Origin of the sequence: Shewanella holmiensis (assembly GCF_025370255.1) — a bacterium.
In the GTDB taxonomy this organism is placed as follows: domain Bacteria; phylum Pseudomonadota; class Gammaproteobacteria; order Enterobacterales; family Shewanellaceae; genus Shewanella; species Shewanella holmiensis.
Genome location: NZ_JAMTCD010000015.1, coordinates 39,660 through 58,593 on the forward strand (window position 1 = coordinate 39,660; position 18,934 = coordinate 58,593).

The 18,934-nt window shown below is 41.0% G+C and carries 15 protein-coding genes; 6 read left to right on the forward strand and 9 right to left on the reverse strand.

Going from position 1 to position 18,934, the window contains the following annotated elements; translation table 11 throughout:
- The first annotated feature begins 122 nt into the window (after positions 1-122).
- From NE535_RS12155 to NE535_RS12165, 3 genes are all read left to right on the forward strand, one after another.
- Positions 123-1,190, forward strand: a complete 1,068-nt coding sequence (locus tag NE535_RS12155; RefSeq protein ID WP_261298905.1) for a DUF3083 family protein — start codon at positions 123-125, stop codon at positions 1,188-1,190.
- Between the two features lie 217 nt (positions 1,191-1,407).
- Entirely contained in the window at positions 1,408-4,053 is a 2,646-nt protein-coding gene (locus tag NE535_RS12160) for a parallel beta-helix domain-containing protein (protein ID WP_261298906.1), read from the forward strand.
- Between the two features lie 302 nt (positions 4,054-4,355).
- Positions 4,356-5,354: an SO2930 family diheme c-type cytochrome gene (locus NE535_RS12165; RefSeq protein ID WP_342454522.1), complete on the forward strand. Its 999-nt coding sequence runs from the start codon at positions 4,356-4,358 to the stop codon at positions 5,352-5,354.
- Positions 5,355-5,705: 351 nt separating this feature from the next.
- On the opposite strand, the gene NE535_RS12170 is transcribed toward NE535_RS12165, so the two are convergent.
- From NE535_RS12170 to NE535_RS12180, 3 genes are all read right to left on the reverse strand, one after another.
- Positions 5,706-6,749: a helix-turn-helix domain-containing protein gene (locus NE535_RS12170; protein WP_261298908.1), complete on the reverse strand. Its 1,044-nt coding sequence runs from the start codon at positions 6,747-6,749 to the stop codon at positions 5,706-5,708.
- A gap of 8 nt (positions 6,750-6,757) precedes the next feature.
- Positions 6,758-7,768: a protease SohB gene (sohB, locus tag NE535_RS12175; protein WP_261298909.1), complete on the reverse strand. Its 1,011-nt coding sequence runs from the start codon at positions 7,766-7,768 to the stop codon at positions 6,758-6,760.
- 115 nt (positions 7,769-7,883) lie between these two features.
- On the reverse strand, positions 7,884-10,382 hold the full coding sequence (locus tag NE535_RS12180) for a VolA/Pla-1 family phospholipase (RefSeq protein WP_261298910.1): 2,499 nt from the start codon (positions 10,380-10,382) through the stop codon (positions 7,884-7,886).
- A 257-nt stretch (positions 10,383-10,639) separates the two neighbouring features.
- Here NE535_RS12180 and NE535_RS12185 point away from each other — a divergent pair, with 257 nt between their 5' ends.
- Positions 10,640-11,377 carry a YciK family oxidoreductase gene (locus NE535_RS12185; protein WP_261298911.1) on the forward strand — a complete coding sequence of 246 codons (738 nt, stop codon included), beginning with the start codon at positions 10,640-10,642 and terminating at the stop codon, positions 11,375-11,377.
- A gap of 59 nt (positions 11,378-11,436) precedes the next feature.
- Here the strand turns inward: NE535_RS12185 and NE535_RS12190 are convergent, their stop codons facing one another.
- From NE535_RS12190 to pspA, 6 genes are all read right to left on the reverse strand, one after another.
- A complete protein-coding gene (locus NE535_RS12190; protein ID WP_261298912.1) occupies positions 11,437-11,769 on the reverse strand; it encodes a ComEA family DNA-binding protein in 333 nt (110 codons plus the stop codon).
- 137 nt (positions 11,770-11,906) lie between these two features.
- Positions 11,907-13,034 carry a YcjF family protein gene (locus NE535_RS12195; protein ID WP_261298913.1) on the reverse strand — a complete coding sequence of 376 codons (1,128 nt, stop codon included), beginning with the start codon at positions 13,032-13,034 and terminating at the stop codon, positions 11,907-11,909.
- A 15-nt stretch (positions 13,035-13,049) separates the two neighbouring features.
- Positions 13,050-14,507 (reverse strand): YcjX family GTP-binding protein, encoded by a 1,458-nt coding sequence (locus tag NE535_RS12200; RefSeq protein ID WP_261298914.1) that lies wholly within the window; start codon positions 14,505-14,507, stop codon positions 13,050-13,052.
- 46 nt (positions 14,508-14,553) lie between these two features.
- Entirely contained in the window at positions 14,554-14,949 is a 396-nt protein-coding gene (pspC, locus tag NE535_RS12205) for an envelope stress response membrane protein PspC (RefSeq protein ID WP_261298915.1), read from the reverse strand.
- Positions 14,936-15,175 (reverse strand): envelope stress response membrane protein PspB, encoded by a 240-nt coding sequence (gene pspB / locus NE535_RS12210; protein ID WP_188842879.1) that lies wholly within the window; start codon positions 15,173-15,175, stop codon positions 14,936-14,938. The genes pspC and pspB overlap by 14 nt, the downstream gene beginning before the upstream one ends.
- Positions 15,176-15,195: 20 nt before the next feature.
- The gene (pspA, locus tag NE535_RS12215) at positions 15,196-15,879 is read right to left on the reverse strand and encodes a phage shock protein PspA (protein ID WP_261298916.1); all 684 of its coding nucleotides are present in this window, start codon (positions 15,877-15,879) and stop codon (positions 15,196-15,198) included.
- A gap of 179 nt (positions 15,880-16,058) precedes the next feature.
- On the opposite strand from pspA, the gene pspF reads away from it, so the two are divergent.
- Positions 16,059-17,159, forward strand: coding sequence for a phage shock protein operon transcriptional activator (pspF, locus tag NE535_RS12220; RefSeq protein ID WP_261298917.1), 1,101 nt, complete (start codon positions 16,059-16,061; stop codon positions 17,157-17,159).
- A gap of 147 nt (positions 17,160-17,306) precedes the next feature.
- Complete coding sequence (locus NE535_RS12225; RefSeq protein ID WP_371931186.1) at positions 17,307-18,932, forward strand: ABC transporter substrate-binding protein; 1,626 nt, start codon at positions 17,307-17,309, stop codon at positions 18,930-18,932.
- Positions 18,933-18,934: the final 2 nt, after the last annotated feature.

Here is an 18,934-nt window from a genome sequence, read left to right on the forward strand (position 1 = left end):
TTTATTTTAAGATTTAGCCTTTAGAATACGATGACAAGGATTAGTAGACACGTTTGACTTCACACTAAAGATTAAAAACAGAACTTAAAACAAGACTTAATGTAAGACTAAAAGGAAAAATTATGTCCGTCAGTCGTCAAAAAAAAGTATACCTACCTACAGCAACACGTAAAAACCAGTATATCTCGGTAGGATTCCCACTTACAGATGCTTTCTTAGCTAGCTATACAGACCTCGAAAATTGCTATTATGAATTTAGCAAACTAGTCTATCAAGTCGCTGAAAAGCATGATTTATTCAATGTTCACGTTATCGCTACAGATAAACTTCCTATGGTGCGTTTTCATAGTGAAGCCTATTGCTTATCAACTGAAGAACAACTGCGTTTTTTCTATAATCCTGCGCACCACGAAGCAAACCGCTTACACAGCATTAGTGGTTATAGAGCCAAAAAACTGAAGATTGTATTTCTAGCAACAGGCACAGAATTACGCAGTAACTCGGCCACTTTCCACGCGAATGTGCAAAAGTTTATGGCTGAAATTAAACCTTTACTGCCTATTGCTAATATTCAAATGAAAGTGCGCGATCATCAACACATTTCATATGATTTCTTCGCCAAAAACAAAGGCATTAAAGAAACCTATGGTTATAAATTACGTGCAGTAGATAACCGCTATAAACGTCGTGAATGTAACCTGCCTGAAGATGTCAGTACACTTAATTATGTTACGGTAAGCATCCCTGTTGGCCGTCGTATCAAAAAGCAATTACTGTCTGAAAACACCACTAACTTTGGTCCAAGCTATCAAAATGTGGCCGACAAATTTATTGCAGCAACCAAAGAACGCCAACTTTTACGCGTGGCGATGGTCGCTAACGGTAAAGTACCTTTAGTGCGTAACAGTAAATTTGAACGTTTAAACAGCACAGCTGAATTCCAAATGGTCGGTTTTGATCCAAATACAGAAGCACCTGCGCCTATTTTACATTGGGAAGATGATAAGTTAGTTGAAGCGTTACGCTTTGTTATCGTTGCCGGTAAAAATGACTCAAATGATGAAGGCTTTGGTCGTTTCATGAACCAAGTTGAAGATGCTGTTCGTAGCTTCACCAATGAATTTGATATCGATAAAGAACACATTGATGTGATTTTACGTTTCCACCAGCATTTAAGTTACAAGGCTTAAATAACAATATTTTTATCATAACGTTATACATGCGTTTCAAACGGTAGCTTAGGCTACCGTTTTTATTTTTAATGCCAAAAAAGAATATGTTATTAAATTGTGGCCAGATTTCACATTGATTAACAATCCACAAACAAGGCATGTTGAACAGCATACGGATAAACCGTAGTGGTTTGCTCAATCAAACCAATATAAATAATAAAAAGCAGGAGATGCTATGTTCAACAAGAAATTGCCTTGGCTTATGCCTACATTAGTCGCTACAGCGGTAAGTATTGGGCTTACAGGTTGTGGTTCTGATGACGATACAACAATCAATACCACCCCGCCAGTCGTCCAACCCCCAACAGAAACCGGCCCAACCTTCCCTGAAGGTGCCATTATGGTAGAGGCAGGTGACAACCTGAGTATTAGCATTCAAGAGGCATTAATTAATGCTCAATCGGGTGACGTCATCGTTCTGCCAAAGGGTAACTTTAAAATCCAATCCACATTACTATTTGATGGCGACGTCGATGGTGATGGCACCTTCGCTAAAAATGTCACCATTATGGGTTATGGCATGAACGAAACCATCTTAGACTTCTCTGAAGCTAACTCAGGTGACGGCATATTCGTTCAAAATGCAGTGAATATCATTATCCAAGATTTATCGGTTAACGAAGCTAAAAATAACGGCATAAAACTTAAAAACACTAATGGCATTATTTTGCGCCGATTAGCCACTATTTGGGAAGGTGAGCTGGACCAAGATAATGGTGCTTATGGTTTATACCCAGTTGAGTGTGAAAACATTCTTATTGAAGATACCTATGTGCGCGGTAGCGCTGATGCGGGTATTTATGTGGGTCAGTCTGAATATATTGTGGTTCGTCGTAACATTGCTAAAGAGAACGTGGCGGGTATTGAAATTGAAAACTCTAAATATGCCGATGTTTATGACAACGAAGCAGTAGGTAATACTGGCGGTATTTTAGTGTTCGACTTACCGATCAACAATCACAGATACGGTTCTAGCGTACGTGTGTTTAATAACAAAGTGCATGATAACAACACCTTAAACTTTGCTAATGCCTCATCTAACCCTGCTGGTGTACATATTGTTCCACCGGGTACCGGCGTGATCATTTTATCAACAGATAAAGTAGAAGTGTTTAATAATGAAATTACTAATCACGACACCTTAGGGTTAACTGTTACCAGTTTCTTCATTGCTGAACCTGATATTAGTAGCTTTGTTGGTAACTATGGTCAACCAGGACAAGCAATTAGTGATGGTTGGCGCCCAACCCCTCGTAATATTCACGTTCACGATAACATCATTACTGACTACGGCTCAAAACCTAAGGGTTATCTGATTGATGATATTATCAAGGCCTATGTACTCACTCACGGAAAATTACCGGGGATTTTGTATGATGGTTTAGGTGAAGCATTATCCAATAATGGCACTGCAGCTTACCTTGGCTTGCAAGAGTTACCCTTTGCAGACGATGGCAGCGATAATGTCTGTATCACTAATAATGGAGATGTCAGTGTCGGCCGCTTATTTGCTAACTCCAACAGTGACATGAACATTCCCGATACACTTTACCAAGCTCCGCAAACCGATTTATTAGCCTGCTCACAAGTGAGTTTACCGGTTCATACGGTGACTTTTGGTGATCAAGTGTTTGGCTGTGGTGTTGATGATGATACTGCAGGTTGTGACGGAGGCACTTTAGTTGGCGGTGGTGGGTCAATCGGTGAAGGTGAAGGTGGTTTAGTCGGTGATGGCGATTTAAGTCTTTGTGAACCGCAGGGAAGCAACGTTAATTGGGATGCGCTACTCAAAGCAAACTGCCCTAATCTGTCAGACTACAACTTGTTTGCTGATATGAAAAACCCCACTACGGCCCCTAACTCTGGTGGTTTACCTTATGATTTAAATACTCCGTTATTTACTGATCATGCAACTAAATACCGCTTTGTATATGTGCCTGAAGGAACCAAAGCTGATTACACCGCCAACGAGTCATTCGACTTTCCAGTCGGTACGGTTATCAGTAAAACCTTCGCCTTGCCAGACAATACTAATAATCGTGGCTTTGCCAATGAAGATTTAGTCGAAACACGCTTGTTAATTCATCGTGCGACAGGCTGGAGTGCTTTACCTTATGTATGGAAGTCAGACAAGTCTGATGCGGTTATTGCTAAAGCGGGTGCTATTCAAGGTAAAAAAATTACCCATAAAGGCGAAGATTTAGACTTTGATTATGTTGTGCCTAGCATGAACCAGTGTAAACAATGTCATCAGTTTAAAGCTGACGCTGACAGTAACGCGGTGTTTGTACCTATCGGCCCTAAAGCGCGTCATCTAAATCGTGATTACGCTTATGCTGATGGCACGATGAATCAGTTATCTAAATGGCAAGCGGCTGGTATTCTTCAAGGTGTGCCTGAGTTAACTCAGGTTGATAGTGTTCCTGAATACCAAGATGGTGATGAAACCAGTATTACCAGCATGACTGATACGCAATTAATGCAAACGGCCAAAGGCTATTTAGATATTAACTGTGCACACTGTCATCGTCCTGAAGGTAACGCTTCAAATACAGGCTTAAAGCTTGAATACTGGCGTGCCTATGCAGACGATGCGGGATTCTCGCATGGTACATGTAAATCTCCAGTTGCTTATGGTGGTGGTAATTTAGGCTTTGATATCGTGCCAGGCAAGCCCGCAGACTCGATTCTTCACTTCCGTATGGAAAGTAACAACCCAGGTGATCGTATGCCAGAAATTGGTCGAAGCTTATCCCATGCTGAAGGGGTTGCATTGATCAGTGAGTGGATTAAACGCTTACCAGCGGCTAGTTGTTCTTAAACGACACATATAGTGACTGACACAAAGCCGGGGAAACCCGGCTTTGTTATGCAGAGGATAATATGATGCCACAAAAATACATTGTCAGCCTGCCCTGCACTTCTTCAAAAAAAGCGCGTTTTGCTTCGATAGTTGTGCTGCTTTCTTTGAGCTGTTTTAGTGGATGTGGGGGTGGAAGCAATGATACTTCTGCGCCATCCGTAACACCCACTCCACCAATTGTTTCACCTCCTACAATCAATCCACCTAGCAAAGATGAGATTTGTAACAGCCAAACCACCGAAGTGAACTGGCAAGCACTAATGAATAAAGATTGCGACGATTTAGCCGACTACAGTCTGTTTATTGACCCTAGCAATCCCACAGCCTCACCAAGAACACCTGGGTATTTATATCAGCTATCTACTGAGCTTTTTTCTAACTATGCCAGTAAATACCGGTTTTTGTTTATTCCACAAGGGCTATCATTTAATTACCAAGCCAATGAACGTATGACACCACCAGTAGGATCTGTATTAGTTAAAACTTTTGCTCTCCCATATGACACAAGCTTAAGTGGTAGCGAAAACGAAATATTGATAGAAACACGGCTGTTAATCCACAGAGAAACTGGCTGGACGGCTCTGACATATCAGTGGAAAAACCAACAAGCCACATTATTAGTTGCTGGTGCAAATATTAAACACGAAATGAATAACCAGGGTGAAGCCATTCAATTTGAATACCACATCCCTAGTAAAGCTGAATGTAAGATATGTCATCAACTGGTATCACAACAAACCAGCCAAATTATGCCAATAGGCTTAAAAGCACATGCGCTAAATAGAAGCATTACGCTCACTAACGGCCAAACGATTAATCAACTGCAACTATTGGAAAATAAAGGTTGGCTGCAACAACTACAATTAGCTGACGCGCCGCAATCATTTGCATTAAACGATAATACGCAAGATTTAACCGCCCGAGCAAAAGGCTATATAGACATCAACTGCGCCCATTGTCATAACCCGCAAGGTTTTGCCAGTATTTCAGGGCTGAGGCTCGGCTTTGATGTTGACCACACCACATTCGAATATGGTATATGCAAACAACCACCTGGATGGGATGGTGGCCCTAACGGCCTCGCTTACGACATAGTGCCCGGAAATGGAGATCGCTCGATCATTCATGAAAGACAAATTTTATCTTCAGCTAAAGATAGAATGCCGCCTATTGGCCGCGAGGTGGTTCATCAAGAAGGCGTTGCATTGATTAAGCAGTGGATTGACTCATTACCGCCTAGTTTAGGAAACTGCCAATAAGCATTAAAAATGCAGATGGAGATGAGCAAATATGGTTTTTGTCGTGGCTTTGTCTATGTTTGTTATCTTAATGAAATTACGCCATGGCGGACTGACCCCAGCTTGGGATAGTAAGCGCTTACCAAACAGCCCTATGTCTTGCTAAATGCGTTTCATTAATGTGCAATAGGCCCGTTATTGACGTGTTAATCTGTCTTGTTTTCAAAACAAATGACAAGTTTGCTACGAAGTTAACTAAAACTGTTGAACTCAGCTTATTAAGGCTATCTTTTAACCCGACAATTTGCCATTAACCATGAATTATGACAATGAAAAACCAATAATTACAATGTATTAACTGCAAAGCAACTGTCATTCAGACTTTTCTGATAAGTTCTGACGTAAAAAATAGCCGGGAGGGTAACCTAACCAATGTTTAAAGCTTTGCCTAAAATGGCTAACATCACTGTATCCCATAATGTCAGCAATATCCTCAGCATGCATTTTATCTGACAGAATCATTTTTATCGCTAACTGGCATCGCACTTGATCGACTAACTTTTGATAACTACTGCCTGCTGAAGCTAGCTTTCGGCGCAAGCTCCGATCGCTCATGTGCATCATTTCGGCCATTTCTAGCGAAGTGGGCACCTCAGGCATCGCACGACGCAATTGTTGTAAAACCGCTTCAATCAAAGAAGGAATATGCGGGCGTTGATCAGTGCTATTTTGCTGGGGAAATGCGAAGGTTATCGGCAATGATAACCAATTAATTTCAATACTCCATTCAAAATAGGCTTGTTGGTAGCACACTTTAGCACCAGTAAATTCAGCTAAAAACGGATGTTCGACACCATCACTATTCTGTTGAGAATCAGCTAGATGAATATCGCTTACCACAATGTGCTTGCCCGCTAATTGCCTTGCTAAACCAATTAATGAACAGATGCTATGTTGAAACTGAAACGAATACTTTTTAATATTTGACTTACCCGTGTTAAGCCAACGAACCCACAATTTATTACCCTCAACACGAATAAGACTGTCGGTAAAGCTACCAACAAGCTCTGGGTGCTTAACGACAAACTGTAAGCAATCGCCCAGGGTGTCAAATTGTTCTAAATAAGGTAACAGTACATCTAAACTTTCGACTTGATAGCTGGCACCTAACTTAGCCCCCATATCATGAGAGCTATGAGTGCGAAGTGACTCTAAGGCGAAATCCACCTGCCATACATACACAAACTGACTGGCGGCTAACTCAACCATACCCACGCCAATTTGCTGGCAAATTGTTTGCACTAAGTCATCACCCAGCTCTTGCTGAATGAACACTAACAAATTGCGTAATTCAAAGGCCGGATAACATTGATCTCCAACCATAAGATTTGGATTGTAGCCGCCTTGTTTAAGCATAATAAGCCCTAAAGCACCCGATTAAACTCTGCCAATTTGCTCACCACACTCGACACTGACAACGATGCTCCGTGGGCGATTTTATCCGCTAGTTTTTTCTTCGTTTGATATTTCAATTTAAAAACTTGATGATCTTTGGCAAAAGATAGCACTATGTCATCACTGGTAGCAATTTCATCCACCAAACCTAAATCCAAAGCCTGCTTACCATACCAGTGCTCACCCGTTGCCACTTTTTCCAAATCTAACTCTGGACGATAATGACTCACAAACTGCTTGAACAAGACATGAGTCTCTTCCAGCTCTTGTTGAAACTTTTCACGACCTTCATCGGTATTTTCACCAAATACGGTTAAGGTGCGCTTAAAGTTACCTGCAGTGTGCTGTTCGTAATCAATTTCATGCTTTTTCAATAAGCGACTAAAATTGGGTAATTGGGCTACCACACCGATAGAGCCTACAATGGCAAAAGGGGCAGCAACAATCTTATTGGCAACGCAAGCCATCATATAGCCACCACTTGCGGCCACTTTATCAATACACACAGTAAAAGGAATTTCGGCCTGACGTAATCGATCTAGTTGGCTTGATGCTAAACCATAGCCATGAACCATACCACCGCCACTTTCAACATTGACCAATACTTGATCGTTTTTTTCAGCAATCGTTAAAATAGCAGTTATCTCTTCACGTAAAGAGGCCACTTCACTCGCATCAATACTGCCTTTAAAATCGATGACATAAACTTTACTGGGTGCTTTATCTTCTTTTTCAGCGGCCTTTTCTTCTGCTTTTACTTCCTTTTCATAAGCTTTAAGCTGTTTTTTAGACAATACCTCATGTTTTAAATCATGTTTCAATTGCTTTAATTCATCAGTTAAATCTGTCAGCTTAAGCTCGCCTTTATCTGTCTTATTCTTCATGCCACTAGCAACAACGACAATCACCACCGCCACAATCGCAATCACTATAGTCACCGCTTTAGCGAGAAACATGCCGTATTCAATTAAAAAGTCCAAAATTCACTCCGCGAAAAAATAATAACTTAGTTTACCAATATCCATTGATAAACAAACAATAAAAAACCCAGCTTATGCTGGGTTTTTAAACAATCAAAACATTAAATTGTTATGATTAGTTACAAGTTTGGATCACATCGCTATCAGATACTACAACTGTCGCTGCACCTAATGCCGCTGTGCGAGCAAACATGGCTACTTGAGATTGCATTTCAGCTGTAGCTTGTGGAGCCATACCATCGGTGGCTGAGGTTTCACTTGGGCTCACTATTGAACTGTGATGTCCTTTAGAGAATCGTACTGCACCAGACCCCGCCGCAGTTGAGTCAATACAACCCAATTTTAGTGATGCGATTAAAGGTTCAGTACCCGACAGTGGGAACCCCTCAACAACATTAGGTAAAACTTGGTCAGGTAAATTACCCGCGCCATCACCAACCACTTCGATTAAGTGAACAGGTAAACCTGTTGCCGCTAACTTAGCACCGTGGTTCACAGGATCTGCACTATCAACTGCCGTTTGCACAGCAAAGGCGAAAGCCGGTAAAAACTCAGCATAAACCGCTTGCACCAGCGCATCGTATTCAGGGGTCCCCTCTTCATAACCAGGAACCTTATTAGCAGCATTAACCAACGCCATGAAAGTGTCAGACTTACTAATATTATCAAACAATACTGGGCCAAATGTTGCAGAACCCGCAAATGAACCTGCTAGACCACCAGCTGGAGCAACTAAAGAAGAGGCCGTTAAGCCATAAGCGTTAGGTAATTGTGTTCCAGACGCTGGGTCAACTAAACCTGAACTGGCATAGGTAGAGAATGTTGTGCCAACAATACCACCAAGGCTTAAACCCTGAGCACTGATTTTACTGATATCAAATACTTGCTGACCGCCTGCTTGAGCGATTTGCGAGTACATGCCCGTCAGTAACAAACGCAATGCTAAATGATCCATAGTTGCTTGGCGGAAGTTATCACGTACCGTTAATGTGCTACCAATGTTCACAAATACTAATGGGCTACCATTTTTGAATTTATTGGTATCACCGACAACCGCGCCGTAAGCCGGATCGGTCGCTGAAACAAGATATGCGCCTGTACCATCATTACCAAATGAACGTGCACCATGCAACGGCATATCAATCGCAATCGTAGCAATCCCCATAGCAGCATAAGAGCCAGCATAAGCTAACGCCATCTCTTTACCACCACCTAAACCATGCATAGCAATATTAGTTGGCCAGCCGTTAGTAGGTGGTGTAAAGGTTAACCCTTGAGTTGCCTGGAATGCTGCCACTTTTTGTGCGTTTGGCATAGCAATCAATACAGGAACAGTTTCATAACTCATGATTTTTGGGATCGGGTTAAACTTAGTTAAATGTTTGGTTGGATCAGCACTCGTGCCGTCATCTAACATCCAAGGATAACCAGCCAGCAATGCTGGATTAGCAAGCGCGGCACTTGGGTCAATACCAAATCCTATAGCTTGTTGGGCAAAGTTTGCCTGACTAAGTTTACCTGATTGAACAGCTAATAAAACTGATACAGGGCTATCACCTTGGGCAAACCAGCGGCCATTAATTAACGGCGCACCTTGTGGGCTTAGGCAAGCACTAGATGAACAGCTGCCATAAATGGGTACTTTAATTGCTGCTGTATACACATCAGCTAAACTTGATACCACATATGCAGCGCCATCTGCTGGCGTTAATCCGGCAGCTTGGGCAACGGTAACAATTCCGCCAGCACCATTGGGCATTGGCGTTGGAGTTTGTACAAATGATGGCTTATAAGGATCTTTACCAGCCATGAGTAATTTGGTTGTTTCGTACACATCTTTTACTGATTGAGTTGTAAACAAGCCTGAGAAGCTAACTGATGCAGGGTCGACACCATGCTCTGCCGCCATGCCTTTTTCATAGCTATTGACTAATCCTTGTAACTGTAACTGAGAAGGTGTTTCTAAAGGATTAACATCAATGTCTAACTTTAACAAACCATAAGTGGTTGATGGCGCAATACCGCGACCCAATGAGTCCTGAATAAGATCAGTTGTGGCATAAAGATATGATTGGCCCGCTTTAAGAGGTTTAAGTGGCACAATAGCCACTTTATTACCTGAAGCCTTAGAAACAAAGTCGACACCAAATGTTAATTCATCACCTATTTTACATGCTGAAACAGATGCTGCCGCTTTACACTCTGGATCGCTTGATAACGCGCCACCTACAGTTGCCTCAAAAACTCTTACTGCACCAGGCTGAAATACTGATGCAGCATCAATAGTAAGCATAGTCCCGTCAGTATCTTTGGCTAACTCTACGGTAACAGTAATAGGCGAAGTTGTTGACCAACCATCAAGAGCACCCAATGCTAATTCAGGGTTGACGTAGTCAATTCCATCTTCACCAGGAATGCTTAATGTGCCATCAGTGGTACCGCTAAAGAGTAAATCGTTTGGTAATGGAAGTTTGCCATTTTCAGGATCAAACTGCATATGAGACACAGGTACTAAAGGAGTGGCACTTTCTTTAGCTTCATTAAAGCTTTCTTCCGAACAACCTGTTAGTCCTAGAGCAGATGCAATAGCAACACCCAAAATGAGTCTTTTCATCTTTTTTCCCCAAATCTTGTTGTAATAATTTTGTTTTCCCCAAAAATTGGTCACAATAGTCCAATCATGACCATAAGGACTTATTTTAGCCCTTAGCTAGTTTCAAGTTAACGTAAAATTATAGAGTTAGCTACAAGTTTATTACACCCTGTTGACTGTTTAGCATACAAATATCAGTCATTTGTTTAAAACAGTCGTTTACCTTTTGTTCGATTGTAGATTTGACGGGCAGTTGTGTCCCAAGGAATTAATGAATCATGTTGGAATATCAAGCTAGAAAAGATTTGCTTAATAATAAAACAATATTAGTCACTGGCGCAGGTGATGGTATTGGCCGAGCTGCTGCGTTAGCTTACGCACAGCATGGTGCTACGGTTATTCTATTGGGGAAAACCGTCAAAAAACTTGAAAAAGTCTATGATGAAATTGTCGCTTTAGGCGCGCCAAAACCAGCTATTGTGCCACTAGATTTAAAAGGTGCGACAGAACAAAACTATGTCGATATGGCTGAAACCATTGCTGAACAATTCGGTCAACTAGATGGTTTGTTGCACAATGCTTCACAATTAGGCGCGCTTGGTCCTTTTGAGCATATTGATTTGGCTTCACTTGAAGAGATCATGAAAGTGAATGTCACAGCTCAGGCCATTTTAACAAAAGCTTTATTGCCGGTAATGCGCAAAGCTACTAATGCTTCAATTATCTTCACCTCTAGCGGTGTAGGCAGAAAAGGTCGTGCTTATTGGGGACCTTATGCATTTTCAAAGTTTGCAACAGAAGGCATGATGCAAGTGCTTGCTGATGAGTGTGATAACACACAGGTTCGCGTAAACAGTATTAACCCTGGTGCGACCCAAACTGAAATGCGCGCTAAAGCTTACCCAGCTGAAGATCCGCAATCATTAAAATCACCCGCAGACATTATGCCAACCTACTTGTTTTTAATGGGTGATGATTCTATCAACACCAATGGACAAGCCCTAAATGCCCAATAACTAAAAGCATTTAACCAAAAAGGAAGCAAATGCTTCCTTTTTTATCTTAATAAGTAGGGTTAAATGACCAATCTACCGGCATTTTGCGCTAATAACTTTTCACCTATCCCACTGACTTCCATCAGCTGTTTTACATCTTTAAATTTACCATTTTTATTACGGTATTCGATGATAGACTTAGCTTTTGCTTCACCAATGCCATTTAATGATTGTAACTCCGCTAAATCAGCTTTATTAATATTCACTTTTGAGGTGACGTCAGATTTAGCCTCAACCACTTTTTGACTCACTTGTTTCGCAGGCGTTTCTTGCGCGGCATGTAGGTTGATATGCGCAAATGATAGTAACCCTATCGTCATTACAGCAAACAAACTTAAAGGTGATAATTTCATCTTATTTCTCCTATGTCCTAATCAGAGCCAAATGCCGACTTCCCTATTCCCTGGCGGGGCTCAGTAATCTATCTCGTCATTAAGATAGATATTAAGATTAGACTTTGATTAAAAAAACCACAAAAAATCTGCTTAATTTATTGTACTTTTTGCTTTTCATCAGTTGCTTTTAATACTTTTGACTGGTTAATTGCGTCAGCAGTTAATCCTTTTATCTCAGACAACAAGTGTTGATGGATTTTGCTTAACTTAGGTTTGTTTTTTTTATTGAACTTAATCGGCCGACATAAAGCCATAGCCTGATAGCCTAATCTAGCCGTCAGTAATCCACCACCTAAACCTTGCGCGACTCTGGCAGATAGCTTACCTGTCATTTCAACTGACAATAATTGGGTACCTAAATCGGTTGCGACCTCAGCGGTACCAGCATAGATAATATTGACGATAATTGAACGAATCAACTTTATGCGGCTCCAGTACCCTAGCTCAATACCGTAAACTTTGGCAATTTTTGAAATCATGGCTTGATTACGCCATAAAATGAGTGCCATATCTAATGCCGCTAATGGACTAGCAGCAAGCAGCAAAGCTGATTCAGCAGAAAAGCGACTCACATATTTTTTGGCTAATTCATCTCGCTCTGATAACACAAGGTCATCAAATAACATGACTTTTTCAGCATCATTATGCTCAACACTGACTTGAGACAAATAAGCATGCTTAGCCTGGTTATCAGGATAATGTAGAAGCAATGACTCAATATAGGGCCCAGCTTCACCAATCTGCATACTGTCAGCCAATCGGGTAGCAGTATCTTGATTGACACCGACCTGTTTGAGAGCCACAAGTTTTCGCCACTCTTTAATCACAATAACACTCAACCAGGAGATCAACACACCAAGTACAAATGCATAAAAACCAAACAAATATGGGCTTTGTTCAAAAGCAGTCAATAAACCCGTTACCGTCTGCACAATAATCAACAATCCGACAGAAATAAGCGATAGCTTGGCCAACAAAGACCATCTTTTGGGTTGCTTCGATTCCTTTAGTACTTCGTCAAGCACACTCTCTGGCATCAATGATTGAAGGTCATCAGCTGTTTTGTCCGTTGCTAATGCCAACTCATCAATAAAATCAGCCTCATTGAAAGATTGCGCGGGCTTTAAAGGCGGTTGCACTGTAGACACAGCATCATCTGTTTTAGCATCAACCGTTTGTTGTTCAGAAAACACTTGAGCCGGCTTTATGTTATTGTTCTTCATATTTTTACTCAATTGTTAGGTCAGCTTATCGCCCAACAAAAACTCTAGTAAATGATCTAAGCGAATATGCGGATAAAGGCGCTGTTGGGGATCAACATTGGCATCTGGCAAAGAAGCTAAAGACGGCGGTGAAAATGCACAAAAGCCAAAGCCTTGTTGCTGCCAAAAATCAGCCAGTGGTAGATGACTTGGCACATCTCCAGGGTAAAGTGTTACTAACTTTCCGGTTTTATCCGTACCCTTAAGCACTTCTTGCTGACCATTAGCCGAATTAATCATGCCATGTTGAGTCGCCTTGATTGCACTGATCGCCATGGTTTCCACTTCACAACCTTCAAAGCGTGCAAAATGTTGGCTCTGTTTTAACATTTCTGTTAATAAATTTAAAATATGACTCTGTTGGCTTCGAGTGACTCGGTCTACCTGACTTGCGGCAAATAGCACCTTATCAATTTGGGGTGAAAAAAGACGTTTAAGCAGACTGGATTGACCAAATTGAAAGCTCTCCATTATGCTGTTTAGTGCTTGTCCCATATCATTGAACTGCGCTTGCCCATGATTAAGCCCATTTAAACAATCCACTAACACCACTTGACGATCGAACTTAGCAAAGTGATCTTGATAAAAAGGTTTTACCACTTTGGAAACATACTCTTGATAACGCGTTTTTAGCACCTGGTAATAGCTAGTTGCTTCAGTATCGTTGAATTGTGCATGTTGCAGCGGTGATAAACTTAACAACGGGAAAAAAGTCAGTAATGGAGTATGCTCAAATTCACCGGGTAACAACATTCTTCCAGGCTGTGCAAAATAGTACCCGTGTTTATGTACCATCTCATTAAGCAAGTTTTGATAAGTATCGGCAATCTTTTTTAGTACTTGTTCGTCAGCAGCAGCGGCTAACTCAATACCCGCAATAAGATCGCTAAAAACAGCATACAATGAACTGCTTTGTAAGCGCGTCACGGCATCCTGCTGGCTTAAACACCAAGCTGCAAAATCCTGTTTAAGCATTGGAAGATCTAATAACCACTCACCTGGGTAATCAACAATATCCACATATAATGTGGCTGAATCTGTCAATTTAGCTAATACCCCTTGTTCGGGACGATATTTAATAGCCAATCTAAGCTCAGTGATGTTTCGTGTTGAAGGTGGCCAAACTGGCGGTTGCCCACCCAAAGCTTGCATAGCATTTTGATAATCAAAACGAGCAATATTGAGATCTGGCTGTAAAGTACGTTTAACACCCAATAAACGACCGTCTCTAGCGACTTGCCATAAAGGCAGTGGATTCTTATCAAAGTTGAGTCCCGCGTGTAATAACTGATTCACCAACCCTGTGATAAAAGCGGTTTTACCTGCGCCAGACAACCCCGTGACAGCCAAACGCACATGCCTATCTGTACTGCGGTGAACCAATGATTGGGCGGATTGAGCGATTTTATTGAACGAGCGTTCCAGTAGACTCATTGTAAGTTCCAAATAAAACAAGGGCGGATAACCGCCCTAGATTTGATTACAGATTATTGATTTGGCGTTTCAAATCAAAAGTGTCTGAAGTGACATGTTTTTCCAATTTTTGTAATCTTGACTCTAACGATGCAAACTGACGATTTACATCAAATAGCGCCTGTTTTGCTGGCTCGCCAGCCTGCCAAACTTTCTTTTTAACTTCAATATCTTTGTGCGTATCTAAATGTGACTGATTACGTGGTTTTACATCTAAAATCATCCACATCGCAATGTAAATAACCACAATAAAACCGCTGCCACCTAGTAATAAAATTGATGCTGAGACCACTCTTACTAACCAAACTTCAAAGTTAAAATACTCTGCGATTCCCGCACACACTCCAGCAATTTTTCCTGATTGCGGATTACGGTATAAGGTACGTCCGTTAGACTCGCTCATGTTTCGTCCTCCACTCTGGAGATTCTGCATCAAGGATAGCTTCTAAAGTATGAATGCGACCATTCATTTTATCCGCCTTCGCAATTAAATCATTTAGCTGGTTAAATTCTTCATCAGTGAGCCCCTGGCTCACTTGTCGCTTACTGCGATAATGAAGCACCAACCAGATAGGAGCCACAACAATCATAAAAATGATAATTGGTGCAATAAGAAGATCCATATCCATAACTCACCTCTGAAAAATTATTACGCTTTTGATTTAGGTTGATTTTTTGCTTTTACTTTTGCTTTTAATGCTGCCAACTCATCGTTAACAGAATCTTCAGCAGCTAGCGCAGCAAACTCATCGTCTAAAGTTGACTTTTTACCTAAATCATAAGCATCAACCTGTGCCTCAAGTCCTTCAACCCGACGCTCATATTGCTCGAATTTCATCATGGCATCATCAATTTTACTTGAATCAAGCTGCTTTTTTACTTCTAAACGTGAAGTGGCTGTTTGCTTACGCATGATGATAGTCTTTTGACGTGCTCGCGCATCAGTTAACTTTTCTTGTAACTGGCTCACTTCATCTTTTAAACGCGCAATATGCTCTTCAACGACTTTCAATTCAGCTTCAAGCGTTGCTAACAAAGTAGCCGTTTTTTGCTTTTCAACTAATGCCGCTTTGGCTAGATCTTCACGGTCTTTAGAAATAGCTAATTCCGCTTTTTCTTCCCAATCGTGAACCTGCTCTTGCACTCGAGTGATACGGCGAAGCAATTCTTTTTTCTCAGCAAGAACTTTAGCTGAAGTAGAACGAACCTCGACAACCGTATCTTCCATTTCTTGTATAATCAGACGAACCATTTTTTCTGGATCTTCTGCTTTATCAAGGATTGCGCTGATGTTTGAATTAACGATATCAGCAAAGCGAGAAAAAATACCCATAATATGTACCTCAGTTTTCTATGTGGATGACGCAATAACTAATACATTATGTGTGCCAACATTTATAATTACTTTAATATCAACAGATTAACTATATTTTCACATTTCTCTTTCTTTTATGTACGGAGCCACTTATTATTATTTTCACCAATAATTAGCGTAAAAGACTAACAAATACTGTGAATAAGCAATTTCAACAAGATAACCTCATCGGACAATCTAATGCACTGCTTGAAGTATTAGAGCATGTCTCGAAAATAGCGACTTTGTCAAAGCCTGTACTGATTATTGGTGAACGCGGTACAGGTAAAGAACTCATAGCAGAACGTTTACATTACCTATCAGGTAGATGGGATCAAAGTTTTATTAAACTTAATTGCTCATCATTAAGTGAAAACTTACTCGAATCAGAGTTGTTTGGCCATGAATCTGGGGCATTTACTGGCGCAAAAGGTAAACATGAAGGTCGTTTTGAGCGCGCTAATGGCGGCACATTATTTTTAGATGAGTTAGCAAACACATCAGGTCTTATCCAAGAAAAACTATTACGCGTTATTGAATATGGCGAATTCGAACGTGTCGGTGGCAGTAAAACGGTACAAACTGACGTGCGTTTGATTTGTGCTGCCAATGAAGACTTACCATCACTGGCTGATTTAGGCGAATTTCGAGCGGATTTACTCGACCGACTTGCATTTGATGTGATCACCTTACCGCCACTTCGTTGTCGTACAGAAGATATTATGGATTTAGCCGAATACTTCGCCATCAGTATGGCACGGCAACTTAAATTAGAATATTTCGGCGGATTCAGCCCATTGGCAGTTGAGCAGCTTATGAGCCATACATGGCCAGGTAATATTCGTGAACTTAAAAACGTGGTTGAGCGTAGTGTTTATCGTGAAGGAAGCGACGGACAGGAGATTGATCATATTATTTTGGATCCATTCGCATCACCTTATCGTCCACAAACACGTATAAAAACAAAAGAACGTCAACAAGTTGCTGCCACATCGGCTCAAATGGCTGAACCAGTTAAAGAAGTTGACACTGACCCAAACCCTGCTTTAGCGTCGGATTTATCTAACGCAACAAGTTCTGGCACGGCAGCTCAGATCACTTTTCCTCTCGACTTTAAAGAGCATACCGAAAAGCAAGAAATTGAATTACTGCAATTGGCCTTAGCTGAAAGTCAATTTAATCAAAAGAAAACCGCAGAAATACTCGGCCTGAGTTACCATCAATTGCGTGGCATCTTAAAAAAATACAATTTACTCTAGCAACAAATAATCACATCGTCCTTTAATCCATTAGGCTTTAAAGGGCGATGATAAAAAGTCACCAAAAACAATTTAATAACTTGTTTGCTACCAAGATATTTACACTGCTAAAATGGCCACTCAGATCCGCAAAAATACGATTTCGCTATGACTGTGTTCTTGAAACAACGGTTTCAACTAATGTTTGTATGTCTTACCGGACTGTTGCTCAGTGCGTGTGGCCAAGCAACTCTTCCGCCGGGCTTGGTATATTGCAGTGAAGGTAACCCTGAAAGCTTTAATCCGCAGCTTGTTACCTCAGGCACGACCATTGATGCCACATCACATCAAATATACAGCAGACTGGTAAATTACAATCCTGATTTAGGCGATATTGTGCCGGGACTCGCTACCGACTGGTACATTAGCGATGATGGTTTAAGTTATACCTTTAATCTGCGTCATAACGTATTGTTCCATGAGACCCATCGTTTTAAACCGCAACGAGTGTTTAATGCTGATGATGTATTATTTTCTTTCAACCGCATTATAGACTCTCAACATCCCTACCATTCAGTAAGCCGTACAGGTTACCCTTTCTTTCAAAGTATTAGTTTTGAACAGCTTATTTCGTCTATTGAAAAGGTTAATGACTACCAAGTTATATTTCATCTGAATCGTAAAGATGCTTCTTTTTTATCTAATCTCGCCACTGATTTTGCCGTGATGCTGTCCGCGGAATATGCGACAAAGTTACTCAAAGATGGAGTGCCTGAACAGATAGATTTACAACCAGTGGGTACCGGACCTTTTCAATTAACTCAATACATTAAAAATGAATATATTCGTTATATTCGTCACCCTAATTATTGGGGAGCTCAACCCGATATAGAGCATCTGGTTTTTGATATTACACCGAAGAGCACTGCGCGAATTGCAAAACTCATCACAGGGGACTGCAGTGTCTCTGCATTACCTAAAGCCGGCGAGTTAGCGGTAATTGATCAGCATAAGCACATCAAAGTTGATGCAAAACCTGGGCTTAACGTCGCTTTTTGGGCGTTGAATACTCAGAAGCCACCTTTAAATGATATTCGAGTAAGAAGAGCCATTGCCCACGCTATTGATAAACAGAATATTTTAGACGTGGTCTATAATGATATTGCTGTTGAAGCGAATGGTATTTTGCCGCCAGCATCCTGGGCATATTCAGCCAATCTAGCCAGTAATGAATATAATCCAGCAAAAGCCAAATTACTTTTAGAGCAAGCTGGGATAAAAAACTTAGCAATTGATATTTGGGCAATGCCTGTCGCACGAATTTATAACCCAAATGCGCTTAAAACGGCTGAATTGATTCAGGGAGATTTGGCCAAAGTAGGCGTTAAAATCAATATTATCTCATACGATTGGAGTGTTTTTACCCAGAAATTGGCCAGTGATGATTATGACTCCGTACTGATTGGTTGGAATGCCGATAACAGTGATCCCGATAACTTTTTTACTCCCCTGCTGAGTTGCGCAGCCTTATCATCAAATAATAATCGATCTAAATGGTGTCAGGCTGATTTTGACCACTTATTAACGCAAGCACAAAACACCACCATAAGAGAAGACCGTAAAGCATTCTATCAAGCTGCCGAAGCTATTTTGAGTGATCGAGTGCCTTTAATCCCGATTGCACATGCTCAAAAAGTTATCTTGAAAAAAGATACCATTACGTCAATGCAAGTCAGACCTTATGGTGGTATTGCATTTGCCAAAATCGTACAAAATCATCAAGAGAGTAATTAACC